This is a genomic window from Flavobacterium sp. N3904 (assembly GCF_025947305.1).
GTDB lineage: Bacteria > Bacteroidota > Bacteroidia > Flavobacteriales > Flavobacteriaceae > Flavobacterium.
This window is the reverse complement of the sequence record NZ_CP110009.1, coordinates 2863459-2879835: the sequence shown is the minus strand read 5'-3', so window position 1 is coordinate 2879835 and position 16377 is coordinate 2863459. Positions and strand designations below refer to the sequence as shown.

Genomic DNA, 16377 nt, shown 5'->3' with positions numbered 1-16377 from the left:
ACTGATACATTGTTATTTATACAATTAACCCATTTAATTATAAGGAGTTGACATTAGGCATCAAATCCAAGCTGTTAAAGTATCTAATACGGGTAGTTCTGAAAAAACAATTAGTAGAAGCCTTTGATGAAATTGATGAAAAAAATCACCAAAAATATTTAAAAAGCGACTTTCCATTACCTGCTTTAAATCTATTATATTCTTCTTTCACTTCACATTAAAATATTAAATATCAACAAGTTACAAATATAGCTCAATAAACAAATTTCTTGCTTTTACTAATCTTTCATTTGTTTGCTCCAAATTTTTTTTCACTATGCTACTATCATTACGAAAATCGTTTGCTTTATTTTTGACAGTATATTTTGAACTCGGTTGAAACAGATTATCAAGAAAACTGATTAAACTACTGGTTTATTAAAAATTATTCTATTTTTACGAAAAAAATTAACATGAAAAAACTATATATTTTCTTTTTTGTCATTTTTAACGCATATGCTCAAAATCCAGCTGACAGAGATCCTACATTTAATACTTTTAGCTTGCCTTTGGGAAGTCATTTTATAGATTATAATATTTTAAAAGCGGGTGTACAGCAAGACGGAAAAATAATTTTTCTAAAAAGTAAAAATACTGGCGGTACAGAATTAATAAGACTTGACAAAAATATTTTAGATACTAGTTTTAATACCGGAACAGGATTTAAGTATGCTGGATATAATTTTAAAATTCAGACGGATGGAAAAATTATTGCAATTGGTTATTTTACTTCTTATAATTCGGTAGGCGCTAAGAATATAGTACGATTAAATACAGACGGGAGTGTTGATAAAAGTTTTGTTTTAGCTCCTGGAGTTACCATTAGCGGAACAAGTGAAGATAACATACCCGACGTTGCCATACAGCCTGACGGTAAAATTTTGATATCAGGAATTCTCAATGCAAAAGGTGGCGTGATAAGACTCAATAACGATGGAAGTCTGGATAATTCTTTTACTGCTTTTACAGCTATTGATGCGGGTGTAACGACTATAAGGTTACAAACTGATGGCAAAATTATTGTGGCTGGAGTAAGTACTGGCGGGAATAAAATTTTTCGTATAAATAAAGATGGAAGCTTAGATATTGATTTGACTCCCGTACTTGATAAAATAACCGTTCAATATGATATTGCATCACAAAAGGATGGAAAAATTCTGTTTTCAGCAGCTTTTGAAGGTCTTAATAATACTAATAACGTTAAATTATTAAGGTTAAATAATGATGGTACTATTGATTCCAGCTTCAATACTAATAGCATTGGTGTCTGGGATGCGCGAGGAATTGCGAAAATCATAATCCAGCCTGACGGTAAAATCATTCTTGGGGGGAAGTTTATTATAACAGGTTCCAATTCTAATGGCATAATTAGACTTAATTCTGATGGTACAATCGACACCACTTTCAAAACAGGAACTGGAGTAGATTACCAGATTAATGATTTGGATTTGCTACCAAATGGAAAAGTTCTTGTTTCAGGGCAGTTCAATAAATTTAATAAAGAAGTTGCAAATTATGTTATAATACTAAATAGTGATGGGACTAAGGATAGCAGTTTTAATAATGCTGTTGTGGGATTTGATTATGGACAGGTAACTGCCGTAACCATTCTTCCTGATGACAAAATTTTAGCTGCCGGAACTTTTTTTAGCTATAACGCCAAAACAATAACAAATGGTATGGTGCGATTAAACAGTGATGGAAGTCTGGATGAATCATTAACATTTGGGGGTGTCAAAGGATTTAGTGATCAATATATGAATTTTACAGTAAATTCTATTGCAGTACAAAAAGATGGAAAAATGGTTGCAGGTGGCGGTTTTCAGGGATTCAATAACATAACTACCAATAGAATAGTGAGACTGAATTATGACGGATCCAGAGACAATTCATTTGTTATTGGTACAGGGTTTGATTATGATGTACATAAAGTTGTTGTACTTGCTGATAATAAAATATTAGTTGCTGGAGATTTTAAAACTTACAATGGGAATACAGCTTTAGGGCTTGTACGCTTAAATAGCAATGGATCTTTAGATACAACTTTTAAAGCCACCTGGCAAGGTATGAATGATTCTCCTTTACCTTATGTATCAGACATTATTGTTTTAGCTGATGGCAAAATTTTAATGTCATCAAGCGCATATAAAGCTAACAAAGGATTAGCAAGGCTTAATACTGATGGGTCAGAAGACACTTCATTTGTACTCGATCCTATTGTGAAACCAAATGGAAGTGGAGCATTTGTTCAAAGTGATGGAAAGATTATTTTATCTTTTAAAAAGAACAATACCAATGGTTTTTTTAGATTGAATCCAAACGGGAGTCTTGATAATTCTTTTAATTATACACCTATAGATAGTGAGTATTACGTTACATTCGTGACTGGAATGCAACCAGATGATAAAATTTTGGTTTCAGGGTATAGTACTCAAAATAATAAAAATAGATTTTTTGCTAGGTTAAAATTAGACGGGAGTTATGACGAAACTTTTACCAATTTATTTCATAACAGCGATATAGATTATACTGCCAAAATTGTACCTCAATCAAACGGAAAACTTATTTATTCAGGAGGTTTTATTAATTACAGAGGCATACCAGCTGGCAGAATAATTCGTTTACTGGGCCAAGATTATAAATTTGTTCAGGGACAAAATAAATTAGATTCAGACAATAATGGCTGTGATTTGAATGATATTGCTTTTGCTAATTTAAAATTGGATATTTCTTCAGATCAAAATACAACTAGCTACATAGCAAATAGTACTGGAAATTACACTGTTACATTAAAAAACGGATTTCATACATTAACTCCTGTTTTCGAAAATCCATCTTATTTTAATGTTGTTCCTGCCAGTATTGCTGTAGATTTCCCTTCTCAGGTGAGTCCACATAATGGTGATTTTTGTATTAGCCCAAAAGGCATGCACCCAGATTTAGAAGTTACTATCTTACCATTAACTCCGGCAAGACCAGGATTTGACGCTAAATATAAAATAGTATTTACTAATAAAGGTAATCAGCAGCTTTCAGGTAGTGTATCTTTTGATTATATGGATGACTTAATAGATGTGCTACAGACTACTCCTAATTTTTCAAGTCAGTCTCAGAATAATCTAAAATGGGATTTTTCTAATTTAAGACCCCTAGAAACAAGAGAAATCTCATTTGTCTTAAATATAAATTCACCAATGGAAACACCACCTGTAAATGGCGGAATGTTTTTGAAATACTCAGCAAAAATTTCGTCATTGCAAACAGATGAGACACCAAATAATAATAGTTTTGCTTTTGATCAGATTGTAGTTAATTCTTTTGATCCAAATGATAAAACATGTATTGAAGGAAATGTTATTTCGCAAACAAAGGTTGGAGATTATGTACATTATATTATTCGTTTTGAAAATACAGGTACTTATACCGCACAAAATATTATTGTGAAAGATGTAATTGATACTGCCAAGTACGATATAAATTCATTGTCTCCTTTGAGCGGAAGCCATTTATTCTCGACTGAGATATCAGATAATAACAAAGTTGAATTTAAATTTAAGGATATTAATCTGCCTTTTGATGACGCAAATAATGACGGTTATCTTGCTTTTAAGATAAAAACAAAAGCTACACTTGTCGAAGGAGATACCTTTGGTAATTCAGCTAATATCTTTTTTGATTACAATAGCACAATTACAACGAATGTACCTACAACAACAATTTCCAAAGTTTTAGGTGTTCAGGATTTTTCATTCAGTAAGTATTTTGTTTTATACCCAAATCCTGTTAATGGAACTTTAAATATAAATACAAAGGACGATATTGAATTATCAACCATCCAAATTTATAATATACTTGGACAGTTAATAATGGTAGTTTCTAATGCAAATAACATTAATAATATTGATGTTTCAACATTGATGCCAGGTACTTATTTTATAAAAATTGTTTCTGACAGAGGAACTTCTAATACAAAATTTATAAAAAAGTAAAAAAGAGTTATCCCTATCCTAAATCCTGAAAATTAATAAATTTCAGGATTTTTTATCTACACTCTTATTTTTCTTAAATCATCAGTATTCTCATATAGGCAATATGGGCTAATGGTTAAATTTAGAGAACATAATTTGTATAAACATTATAAATCAAAATCATCATAATTTTTTAAGATTTAATCAAAAAATAAACTGGAAAAACGGCGCAGGAAAACATTCAATTAAAATTAATAAATCTTGCCAAAGAACGAATTTTTGATACTGATAAGTCGGTAAGTCAAATAGTGTTTGAATTGGGTTTTAAGTACCCGCAGCATTTTAATCGAATGTTTAAAAAAAGTACAGGTTATACTCCGAATGAATATAGAAACTTAAATTAAAAAATTTAATTCAATAGCAAAAATCATAAACCTCCAAAGTCATTTGATTTTGGAGGTTTGTGATTTTTGGTGGTCCTAGCGAACCCTTTTTTGCATGATTTGAAAAAACTTTCTATAAAATAATTATTGTCATTTTTTCAATTTTCGACACCATTTCTTAAATAGATTTATGAAATATTTTCTTTACTTGATGTATTCGTTGCGTTTTCTGAGAACTCAAAACTGTAAATATTGATATTTAAGTTTAAAATTTTGAAAGTTATATTCATTATCTTAACTCCAGATACTTTATCATTAAAAACCCGGCATTTAGCCAATTCAAAATAAGAAAAAGCTTTAAGCCTTGTGACAAGATTACGCTTAGAAATTTAGAGTCTTTGACCAAAAAACCAAACCTATTAGCAATTAATATTAAAAATAAAACAATGATATTATTTTTTAAAAAAAGTTTCATAAAGGAGAGTGCCATAAAATACAATTTCATTTTTTTAGTGCTGCTTTTTCAATCTTGTGCCACACATAATCCCCAATATGGCAAAAATATTGAAGATCAAACGATTCAAAGTGATACTGATTCCTCTAAAATTGCCCATACCTTTTTCCTGGTAGGAGATGCTGGAAATACAGTAGATAAAAAATCACAGGAAACGCTTACGCTCCTGGAAAACAGGCTGGAAAAAGCAACTAAAAAAAGTACACTGCTGTTTCTTGGTGACAACATTTATCCAAAAGGTTTACCAAGTAAAGATTCGCCAACAGAACGGGCTGAAGCCACAACAAAACTCAATAATCAGCTGCAATTATCAAAAAATTTCAAAGGAAAAACCATTTTCATCCCAGGCAACAACGATTGGTACAGCGGTATTGTTGGTTTGGAAGAACAGGCAAAATTGGTAACCACTTATCTCAATGACAAAAAAGCATTTTTGCCCCAAAAAAGCTGTGGTCTGGAAGAATTAAAAATTGACAAAAACATAACGCTAATAACTATAGACAGCCAATGGTTTTTGGAAGACTGGGATAAATATCCAACGATCAATGACAACTGCACTATCAAAACCCGTGAAAATTTCTTTGAAGAATTGGAAAGCCTATTGAATAAAAATCAAGATAAAACAATTTTGCTTGCACTGCACCATCCGCTGCTGAGTAACGGAAGCCATGGTGGACAATTTTCTGTAGAAAAGCAACTTTTCCCGTTGGAACAAAAAATTCCGCTTCCAGGTATAGGTTCAGTTATCAATTTTGTTCGGAAAACATCGGGTATTGATCCGCAAGATATACAAAACAAGGTATACAACAATTTTACAAAACGAGTAAAAACGCTCCTGCAAAACCAAAGGAACGTCATTGTAGTTTCCGGTCACGATCATAGTTTACAATACCTAACCAAAAACAATATCAGACAAATCATTAGCGGTTCGGGCTCAAAATCTGAGGCAGCAAAGGCTGTCAATCCAACTGATTTTTCTTATGGCGGCAATGGATACGCCCTATTGACACTTTATAAAAACGGAAAAACCGAAGTACGTTTTTACGGCAATGAAAACCATAAAGAGAAATTACTTTTTGAACAAACTATTATAAAAGTTAGGGACACCATAGCTCCAAAAAATTTACCAACACAATTTGCCAACACAACTACAACGTCTATTTATACTACCGAAATGACGAAAAAAAGTATTTTTCATAAATTCCTTTTTGGGTTGCATTACAGAAAATATTATAGTTTGCCCATTACAGCCAAAACTGCCACTTTGGACACCCTTTTTGGCGGAGTCAAATCTACAAGAGAAGAACGAGACCATCAATCAAAATCATTACGACTGGTTGATGGAAATGGAAAAGAATATATAATGCATCCCTTAAAAAAAAGCACTTCCCGTTTTCTGCAATCCGTTGTATTTAAAGACCAATTTGTTTTAAATCAGTTTAATGATACCTATGCCGAAGATTTTTTGTTTGATTTTTATACTACCTCCCACCCCTACACGCCTCTTGCCGTTGGAAATATGGCTGCTAAAATTGGCGTATCCCACACCAATCCAATTTTATATTATATTCCAAAACAGCCCTCCTTAAAAGGGTTTAATTATAATTTTGGAAATGAATTGTATCTGGTGGAAGAGCATTTAGCAAACAATCAAAAAAACACCAAAAGTCTTGGAAGACCATTAGACATTCTCAGTACTGAAGATGTAATGAAAAATTTGCACAAAGATGAAAAATATACCATCGATGAACCCGAATATATCAAAGCCCGATTATTTGATATGCTCATTGGAGACTGGGACAGAAATACCGAACAATGGCGTTGGGGAGAATATCAAGAAAACGGAAAAATAGTTTACGAACCCATACCTAGAGACAGGGATCAGGCCTTTACCAAATATGATGGCGCACTGCTGTCGCTATTAATGAATATGCCTGCACTAAGGCATCAGCAAACTTTTAAAGAGGACATCCGCAACGTAAAATGGCTGAACCGCGAAGCGTATCCGCAAGATATCGCATTACTAAAAACGGCCAATGAAAAAGAATGGATCACCCAAGCCAAATACATTCAGGAGCACCTTAGCGATGCCGACATTGATGCCGCTTTTACTCATTTGCCCAAAGAAGTTCAGGACGCAACGATTGAAGATATCAAACGTAAGCTCAAAGTACGAAAAACCAAACTACAAAACTATGCCAAAGAATATTACAGGGTATTGCAAAAAACGGTTTTGATTGTCGGAACCGACAAAAAAGACAAATTTAAGGTTACACATACCTCAAAAAACTGTACCGAAATAAGCGTTTATCGAATTAAAAAAGAAGGTGATGAATTGCTTTATACCAAAAATTTTACTGCAGACAAAACCAAAAACATTTGGATTTACGGTCTCGATGACGATGACGTATTTGAAGTAAAAGGAAATTATAAATCGGATATAAAAATTCGTTTGATAGGAGGACAAAATAATGACCTTTATACGGTTGAAAACGGGGATCAGATAAAAATATATGATTTTAAATCAAAACCGAACAGCTATACTTTGGATTCAAAAACCAAAACCGTTTTGACAGATGAGTACGATCCTAATTTTTACAATTATGAAAAAGTAAAATACAATGCTTTTGCAGGATATCCTTTTGGGGGTTACAATCCGGATGACGGTGTCAAATTGGGCTTCATTGCCAATTATACCGTCAACAAATTCAAACAAAATCCGTTTACACAGCGTCATACCCTAATCTTCAATTATTTCTTTGCAACCGATGGATATGAATTGACGTACAACGGTCTTTTTCCAAAGGCTTTGGGCAACTGGGACCTTGGCTTACAGCTGCAATCTACGAGCCCCAATTTTACGATAAACTATTTTGGTTATGGAAACGAGACCGTAAATGATGAAAAAAATTATGGTATGGATTACAATCGGGTTCGACTACGAACGCAAAAAGTTGCTCCATCCATCAAAAAAGTGGGACGATATGGAAGTGAAATAAATTTTTCTGCCAATTTTGAAAGAATTAAAGTCGAAGAAACTGTCGACCGCTACATCAATATTCCCGGTGTGGTAAATCCAAATGTTTTTGACTTCCAGCAATATGCCGGAGCCACTTTAAAATACAGTTTTGAGAATTATGATGTTCCGTCACTTCCTACTATGGGTTTTGGATTTTCAGTGGCCGGAAGTTGGAAAATGAACATCGATGAAACGAAAACTAATTTCCCAACATTGGACGCGAAAATTAATTTCAATCATAAAATCGATGCTAAAGGGCTGATTGTCTTTGCCACCATTTTAAAATCAAAAGTATTATTTAATAATAATTATGAGTTTTATCAAGGTGCGACACTTGGCGGCGATTATGATTTGAGAGGTTACCGAAACCAAAGATTTTTGGGGAATGCCTCCTATTATCAAAGTACCGATATACGATGGAATATTGGGAAAATCAAAAAAAGTATCATACCCATGTCGTATGGAATCCTGGGAGGCTATGATTACGGAAGAGTGTGGCTAAGTGGAGAAAACTCCAAAAAGTGGCATCAGTCGGTTGGTGGCGGAGTATGGCTGAATGGCCTCAATGTAATTACGGCCCGGGTCACTTACTTTAAAAGCTTTGATGATCCGGCCCGAATTACTGTTGGTTTGGGATATGGCTTTTAGTGCTGCACACAAATTGTACGGCTTTTTGATTGTTTTATGATATAAGCAGAACACTTTTGAATGTTCCGGTCCTTTACTTTTTTCAACTCAATTTACAAGGTCGCCATATCAATTACAAATCGGTAACGAACATCGCCTTTCACCATCCGCTCAAAAGCCTTATTTATATCTTTGATGTCTATCATTTCAATATCGGAAACAATGTTGTGTTCGGCACAATAATCCAGCATTTCCTGAGTCTCCGGTAATCCACCGATTAAGGATCCTACTATACTTTTGCGTCCAAAAATAATTCCAAAAGCCTGCAATTCATAAGGGGTTGGTGGTACTCCAATGCAAACATGGGTTCCTTTGGTTTTCAGCAGTGATATATACAAATTCAAATCATGTGGCGCAGAAACGGTGTCGAGAATAAAATCGAAAGAACCAGTCACTGCTTTGATTTGTTCAGGATCACTTGTAACGACAAATTTATGCGCTCCGAGTTTCTTGGCATCGGCTTCTTTTTTTGGAGAGGTGCTCAGAACAGTAACTTCTGCACCAAAAGCAACGCCAAATTTAACTGCCATATGACCCAATCCTCCTAGCCCCAAAACGGCCAGTTTGTGACCTTTTCCTACTCCCAAAAACTTCAAGGGAGAATAAGTCGTGATTCCTGCGCAAAGCAACGGAGCTACTGCGGCCAAATTGAGTTTATCGGAGATATGCAAAACGAAATCTTCATGAACCACAATAGTGTTTGAGTAGCCTCCGTAAGTAGGGGTTTTATGATCTTGTTCCATTCCATTATAAGTGGCCGAAAATCCGTTGGAACAAAATTGCTCCAAACCTTCTTTGCAGTTATCACAAGTTCTGCAAGAATCAACCAGACAGCCCGTTCCAGCGAGATCACCCACTTTGAACTTCTTAACATGGCTTCCCACTTTTATAACTTTCCCCACAATTTCATGTCCGGGAACCATCGGGAAAATACCGCCTCCCCAATCGTCTTTGATTTGGTGGAGATCACTATGGCAAACACCGCAAAACTGTATGTCGAATTGTACATCGTGCGGCCCAACTTCCCGCCGTTCAAAATTCCATAATGCCAAGTCCGACTTGGCATCCTGTACTGCAAAACCTTTTGTTGCTATCATGATATATAATTTTTTATTAAAAATAACAAAAATACTTGATTATCAAGTTATTATAATTTAATTATTTTTTTAAGTAATTTATAAAGTAAAAAAAAGAGCCGGACAAATTTTGCCGACTCTTTTTTGAGGTATTATTTTTGAAAATGGAATTACTTCCAACCGCCTCCTAAGTCTCTGTAGGTATGAACAACGGCATTCATTTGTTCCTTTTTGGTCTCTACAAGATCCAGTTTTGCTTCCAGAACATCACGCTGTGTCATGAGTACTTCAAAATAATCAACTCTTGAGGATTTAAACAAATCAATAGAAGCATCGATTGCCTTGTTTAGCGCTCCTACTTGTTGCGATTTTAGATCATAGCCTTTTTCTAAATTAGAAATTCTCGAAAGTTCGGTAGATACTTCAAAATATGCATTCAATATGGTGCGTTCATAATTATACAAAGCTTGCAATTGTCTTGCATTTGCTTTATTAAACTCTGCTTTAATGGCATTTTTATTGATCAGTGGTCCAGCAATATCTCCAGCAAGGGAATACAATAGTGACTCTGGCAAAGTAAACAGAAATGATGGTTTGAAAGCCTCAACTCCCAATGTTGCCGAAATATCCAGCGAAGGATAGAACTCGGCACGAGCTACTTTTACATCCAACTTTGCAGCTGTAAGTTCCAATTCGGCCTGTTTGATATCAGGACGATTGGCCAATAATTGTGAAGGAATTCCTGAATTAACAATGGTAGGAGTCAAACTCAAAAAGTCGCTTTTTTCCCTTGCAATTTCCTGAGGATAACGCCCTAGCAAAAAGTTAATGCGGTTCTCGGTTTCTTTAATTTTCTGCAATGTTTCAAACTCCATACTTTGAGAAGCCAAGACTTCTGCCTGAAATTTTTGAACCGCCAATTCATTTGTTCGGGCAGCATCTTTCTGTGCTTTTACAATTTCAAAAGCATTGTTTTGCAGTTTAATGTTCTGTCTTATAATTTCCAACTGACTATCCAAAGACAGTAATTCATAATACGAATCTGAAACCTCTGCGATAAGGTTGGTAACTACAAAGTTTTTACCTTCAACGGTTGATAAATATCGGCTTACTGCTGCTTTCTTTGAATTGCGCAGTTTTTTCCAAATATCTACTTCCCAATTGGCTTGTGCTGCAATTCCATAATTCATCAATGGATCGGGCATTGGCTGTCCGGGAGTTATGTCTGTAGAAGCATCACCCGCTCCTGTACTAGTGTATCTTCCCACCTTATCAATTCCAACAACAGCGCCTATGCCAACTGATGGTAATAATGCTCCCTTTTTGGCACGAATTTCGCTTTGGGCGATTTCAATTTCGGCCAGGGTAATTTTCAGTTCCTGATTGTTTTTTAAAGCTACATCAATCAAATCAGTTAGGTATTTGTCCTTAAAAAAATCCTTCCATACAATTGACGAAGTATTGATTGTATCCTTGTTTGTAGTGTAGGATTCGGGAGCAACTGTGGTCTCGGCCAATGGTGTAATAGCCGGAGCACAACTTACCACCGCCAGACAAATGCCTAGCGGGATAAGATATTGATATAATTTGATTTTATACATTGTGATCGATTTCTTCGGTTAGTGGATTCTCTTCTTCATTTTTTATAAATTGGACTTTTTCTGAAATTCTTCCAAATATGTAATACAATCCAGGTATCAGAAGTACTCCGAAAATAGTTCCAATAAGCATCCCTCCTGCCGCGGCAGAACCGATGGTTCGGTTTCCAATTTTACCGGGTCCAGAAGCAATAACCAAAGGAATTAATCCTGCAATAAATGCGAATGAAGTCATCAAAATAGGACGGAATCTCAACGCAGAACCTTCGATGGCCGCTTGCAATACCGTATCTCCGGCTCGATGCCTCTGAACGGCAAACTCAACGATCAGTACCGCATTTTTACCCAGCAAACCAATAAGCATTACCATGGCAACTTGTGCATAAATATTGTTTTCCAAACCAAATAATTTCAGGAATAAAAATGCTCCAAAAATTCCTGCAACAAGTGATAAAATAACCACTAATGGAAGAATGAAACTTTCATATTGTGCAGCCAAAATTAAATACACAAAACCAAGACAGATTAAGAATATATATATCGCTTCGTTTCCACGACCAACTTCATCTTTGGAAATACCTGCCCAATCAATTCCGTACCCTCTTGGCAACTTCTTTTCGGCCACTTCTTGGATTGCTTTTATGGATTCACCACTACTGTATCCCGGCGCAGATTGACCGCTTATTTCTGAAGCATTGTACATGTTATGTCTTGTAATCTCAGACAAACCATATACTTTTTCCATTGTCATAAAAGCCGAGAAAGGCACCATTTCATCACGATTGTTCTTTACATACAATTTCAAAACATCTTCGGGTAATGCTCTGTACTCAGGAGATGCCTGAACCATTACCTTATAATTGATACCATATTTAATAAAACTGATTTCGTAATTACTTCCTATAAGTGTCGAAAGCGTATTGGTAGCATTTTCAATAGTTACTCCTTTTTGTTGTGCAATATCATTATCAATATTCAACATATACTGCGGAAAACTGGCACTATAAAACGTAAATACCGATGCCAATTCCGGTCTTTTGTTGAGTTCTTTGACAAAATCATTACTTACGGTTTCCATTTTCTTGTAATCACCAGACCCTGCTTTGTCCAGCAAACGCAATTCAAATCCTCCGGCAGCTCCATAACCAGGCACAGCGGGTGGTTCGAAGAATTCAATGGTCGCACCCGGAATATCTTTGGCTTTTTTCTCCAATTCGTCAATAATTTCTTGTGAAGAATGAGAACGTTCTTCCCAGCTTTTTAGGTTGATCAAACAGGTTCCGGAATTGGATCCTGTTCCTTCGGTAAGGATTTCATATCCCGCCAATGAAGAAACCGATTTAACCCCATCAATCTTTTCGGCAATTTTTTGAAGCTTTTCTGCTACTTGATTGGTTCGTTCCAATGTTGATCCTGGAGGAGTTTGAATAACTGCATAAAACATTCCCTGATCTTCATTTGGTATAAAACCCGAAGGAAGACTACCATTCAAAAAATAAGTCCCAACACAGAAAAAGATTAGCATCGCGAAAGTAATGACTCTTCTGTTTACAATCAACCCCAATAAATTTCGATATTTTCCAGAAACTCCATTAAACCAACCATTAAAACTTTCAACAATTTTATTTACTATTGTTTCCTTTTTGGGTTGACCATGTGTATTTTTCAGCATCATCGCACACAGCGCGGGCGTTAGCGTCAATGCAACAACTCCAGAAAGGATAATTGCGGTTGCCATTGTGATCGAAAACTGTCTGTAAAATATTCCGACAGGTCCCGACATGAATGCAACGGGAATAAATACGGCAGCCATTACAAAAGTGATTGCGACAATAGCCCCACTTACCTCATGCATGGCCTCTTTGGTGGCCTTCATTGGTTTTATATTCTTAGTCTCCATCTTATAATGGACCGCTTCAATAACAACAATGGCATTATCTACAACAATACCGATAGCCAAAACCAATGCAAATAAAGTAATCAGGTTTAAGTTAATTCCAAAGAATTGCATAAACATAAAAGTTCCAATTAAGGATACCGGCACAGCAATAGCGGGAATTAAAGTAGAACGCCAATCCCCAAGGAACAAGAATACTACCAAGCCCACCAATACAAATGCTTCCAACAAAGTATGAATTACTTTTTCGATTGAGGCATCCAGAAATTTAGAAACGTCATAACTAATCTCATAATCCATCCCTTTTGGGAAGGTTGAAATCTTTAGTTCGGCCAATTTAGCTTTTACGTCTTTGATTACCTGAGTTGCATTACTTCCATAGGATTGTTTTAAAACTATTGCAGCCGAAGGTTTTCCATTTAAATTGGAATAAATATCATACATCGAGCTTCCAAATTCTACTTTTGCAACATCTTTCAATCTAAGGATTTCCCCATTCGGATTGGATCTTAAAACAATATTTTCATATTGCTCATTGGTAGTAAAACGTCCTGGGTATTTCAATACATATTCAAATGCTTGGGATCTTTTACCGGAACTTTCTCCCGTTTTACCAGGTGAAGCTTCCAAACTCTGTTGGGACAAGGCTTCCATTACTTCGTCGGCAGATATTTTGTAAGCCAACATACGATCGGGTTTCAACCAGATACGCATGGCATATTCTCTATTACCCAAAATATCGGCATCTCCAACACCGTCAACTCTTTTCAGCTCCGATAATATGTTGATATCCGCAAAATTGTAAAGAAATTTTTGATCTGCTTTTGGATCAGAACTATGAAGATTGACATACAAAAGCATGTTGGATTCCTCACGAGTAATTTTTACTCCTTCTCGAACTACAATTGGTGGCAGTTTATTTACTACCGAAGCTACACGGTTTTGTACATTTAGTGACGCTTGATTTGGGTCGGTTCCAAGATTAAAAATAACCTGTATCGATCCTTCTCCATCATTACCTGCATCAGAAGCTATATATTTCATTCCGGGAACACCGTTTAAGGCTCTTTCTAGCGGAATGATTACCGATTTAATCAAAAGTTCGTTGTTTGCTCCCGGATACGAAGCGGTAACGTTTACTTTTGGCGGTGATATCGAAGGAAATAATGTCACCGGTAACTTGACAAGTGCCAAAACACCCAGTAAGACAATCATCAGAGATATCACTATCGATAGGACTGGTCTTTGTATAAATTTGTTAAACATTTTTTTAGATTTAGATTTAGAATTATTCTGCTTTTAATTTCAAATGAGCTAGAACATCTTCAGGTTTCTGATAATCATATTTAATGACTTCATCATCCTTCACTTTCTGAACTCCTTCTAAAAGAATTTTGTCATTTTGAGTAATACCGCTTTTAACCACATACAAATCAGGCATTGAACCAGCAATAGTAATTTCTCTTGATCGTACCACATTTTTATTGTCTAAAACAAAAACATACATCTTATCCTGTATTTCATAAGTTGTTTTCTGTGGAATAATCAATGCATTTTTAACTGGAACGGTCATCATTACCGAACCAGTCTCTCCATTTTTTAAAAGTTTGTTCGGATTCGGGAATTTTGCTCTAAAAGCAATATTACCGGTTTCACTATCAAACTCGCTTTCGACCAATTCTACATTTCCTTTGTAAGCAAAAGGTTCGTTGCTAGCCAATAGCAAGCTTACTTTACTATCGCCGCGTCCTTTTATATTGGTTTGATATTCTAAGTATTCTGGCTCGGACAAATTAAAATAAGCATATACCTGACTGTTGTCTGAAAGAGTGGTCAGTAGTTCGCCTTCGTCAATAAGGCTTCCTAGTTTTTTAGGAATTCGGTCAATGGTTCCGTCAAACGGCGCTCTGATTTCTGTGAACGATAAGTGGAGTTTTGCCAATGAAACTTCGGCTTTTGCCTGTTCCAATTTGGCCTGAGCTATAGCCTGTTCGCTTTTTGATACTATGCTTTTATCTGCCAGTGCTTTAGTATTCTGTAATTCGATTTCTGCTGCTTTGGCTTCGGCTTGCGCTTTTAGCAATTCTGCCTCATACATTTTTGGCATGATTTTGAATAACAGTTGACCTGCTTTTACAAACTGACCTTCATCGACATAAATTTTTTCTAAAAACCCTTTTTCTTGGGCACGGATCTCGATGTCACGGACAGAACGGATCTGAGAAACATACTGCTTGGTAAATGAAGTATCAATTATGGCAGCATTGGTAACGGTAAATTTGCCCTGTTCTTCTTTTTCTTCTTTTTTGGTTGTACAGCTTGTTAGGCACAACAAGGCAATCAAGCCTGTGAATGCAATTATTTTCTTCATGGTGTAAATGGAAATTAAAGTCTTCGGCAAAAACCTATTGGAAAAGTCATTTTATAAAAAAACAAGAATTGTACATTTGAAACAGTTCGAAATAAAACTTCTGTTATTCAAATAATCATTTTTATAAAAAAATACCGTAAACCCAATCGTTTAAGCGAAGAGCTAAAAAATTAAGTAATTAAAAAATTGGAATTAGTAAGGTCCTTTTAGAGGAAAAAAAATCAGTAACCAAAGTAAAATTTGAATATCCATACCAGCAGAAGTAAAACTATTTTACGCTGACAAGATCTGTTTAATTGCAAATTTGGTAACTGATGAATGTTTGGATCAAATCCTTAAAACGCTTTGCGTAATATAAATACGATTGGATTGACCACAAAAAGGCACTAAAGTCTTAGTACACTTAGAATTTGATTTTAAATAAAAATGATCGGATAAATTTAAATACCAACTTTGAAGGAAATTGTTTGTTGGAACTAAAAATTTAGTAGCTCCGTCAATTTTAAATTCATCAGTATTATGAAATTCTTCATCCAAATCTATGTCAGCATCTTCAACTATGACACTTTTTCGATTTGAATTTTTATGTTTTACTTGTTCCTTTTTTATAAGATTACTAGAAAAAGAGTAACCAATGTGATCTGGAAGCGTTTCTGCATGCAGATTACTTCCACCTCCAAGTAGAAAGAAACTCAAGAATATATAAAAAAAATTTGCTTTCATTTGCCGGCGAAGTTAATGACTAAGCGATTCCTTTTTATAAATTTTAACTTTTTTTTAAATAATGATAGGCATTATCATCATAACCAATTAGTTTTCAAATAA

General features: G+C 35.1%; 7 protein-coding genes and 1 pseudogene. 3 read left to right on the top strand and 5 right to left on the bottom strand.

Annotated elements, in window-relative coordinates:
- The first annotated feature begins 452 nt into the window (after window positions 1-452).
- The 3 genes and pseudogenes from OLM57_RS12260 to OLM57_RS12250 all read left to right on the top strand — a co-directional run bounded on the left by OLM57_RS12260 (window position 453) and on the right by OLM57_RS12250 (window position 8571).
- Window positions 453-4028 carry a T9SS type A sorting domain-containing protein gene (locus OLM57_RS12260; RefSeq protein ID WP_264563983.1) on the top strand — a complete coding sequence of 1192 codons (3576 nt, stop codon included), beginning with the start codon at window positions 453-455 and terminating at the stop codon, window positions 4026-4028.
- Between the two features lie 176 nt (window positions 4029-4204).
- Window positions 4205-4411 (top strand): annotated as a pseudogene (locus OLM57_RS12255) (helix-turn-helix domain-containing protein); the annotation flags it as partial.
- A gap of 425 nt (window positions 4412-4836) precedes the next feature.
- Window positions 4837-8571: a metallophosphoesterase gene (locus OLM57_RS12250; protein ID WP_264563982.1), complete on the top strand. Its 3735-nt coding sequence runs from the start codon at window positions 4837-4839 to the stop codon at window positions 8569-8571.
- Between the two features lie 92 nt (window positions 8572-8663).
- Here the strand turns inward: OLM57_RS12250 and OLM57_RS12245 are convergent, their stop codons facing one another.
- The 5 genes from OLM57_RS12245 to OLM57_RS12225 all read right to left on the bottom strand — a co-directional run bounded on the left by OLM57_RS12245 (window position 8664) and on the right by OLM57_RS12225 (window position 16275).
- Window positions 8664-9707 carry an NAD(P)-dependent alcohol dehydrogenase gene (locus OLM57_RS12245; protein WP_264563981.1) on the bottom strand — a complete coding sequence of 348 codons (1044 nt, stop codon included), beginning with the start codon at window positions 9705-9707 and terminating at the stop codon, window positions 8664-8666.
- A 149-nt stretch (window positions 9708-9856) separates the two neighbouring features.
- A complete protein-coding gene (locus tag OLM57_RS12240; RefSeq protein WP_264563980.1) occupies window positions 9857-11287 on the bottom strand; it encodes a TolC family protein in 1431 nt (476 codons plus the stop codon).
- Complete coding sequence (locus OLM57_RS12235; protein ID WP_264563979.1) at window positions 11280-14447, bottom strand: efflux RND transporter permease subunit; 3168 nt, start codon at window positions 14445-14447, stop codon at window positions 11280-11282. Before OLM57_RS12235 ends, OLM57_RS12240 begins: the two co-directional genes overlap by 8 nt.
- A 22-nt stretch (window positions 14448-14469) precedes the next feature.
- Window positions 14470-15552, bottom strand: a complete 1083-nt coding sequence (locus tag OLM57_RS12230) for an efflux RND transporter periplasmic adaptor subunit (protein WP_264563978.1) — start codon at window positions 15550-15552, stop codon at window positions 14470-14472.
- Window positions 15553-15879: 327 nt separating this feature from the next.
- Window positions 15880-16275 carry a hypothetical protein gene (locus OLM57_RS12225; RefSeq protein ID WP_264563977.1) on the bottom strand — a complete coding sequence of 132 codons (396 nt, stop codon included), beginning with the start codon at window positions 16273-16275 and terminating at the stop codon, window positions 15880-15882.
- Window positions 16276-16377 lie beyond the last annotated feature (102 nt).

What these genes read in the sequence shown, in the direction of transcription:
- OLM57_RS12235 (WP_264563979.1), bottom strand. Translation starts at nt 14,447, where the DNA reads ATGTTTAACAAATTTATACAAAGACCAGTCCTATCGATAGTGATATCT.
- OLM57_RS12250 (WP_264563982.1), top strand. Translation starts at nt 4,837, where the DNA reads ATGATATTATTTTTTAAAAAAAGTTTCATAAAGGAGAGTGCCATAAAA.
- OLM57_RS12245 (WP_264563981.1), bottom strand. Translation starts at nt 9,707, where the DNA reads ATGATAGCAACAAAAGGTTTTGCAGTACAGGATGCCAAGTCGGACTTG.
- OLM57_RS12240 (WP_264563980.1), bottom strand. Translation starts at nt 11,287, where the DNA reads ATGTATAAAATCAAATTATATCAATATCTTATCCCGCTAGGCATTTGT.
- OLM57_RS12225 (WP_264563977.1), bottom strand. Translation starts at nt 16,275, where the DNA reads ATGAAAGCAAATTTTTTTTATATATTCTTGAGTTTCTTTCTACTTGGA.
- OLM57_RS12230 (WP_264563978.1), bottom strand. Translation starts at nt 15,552, where the DNA reads ATGAAGAAAATAATTGCATTCACAGGCTTGATTGCCTTGTTGTGCCTA.
- OLM57_RS12260 (WP_264563983.1), top strand. Translation starts at nt 453, where the DNA reads ATGAAAAAACTATATATTTTCTTTTTTGTCATTTTTAACGCATATGCT.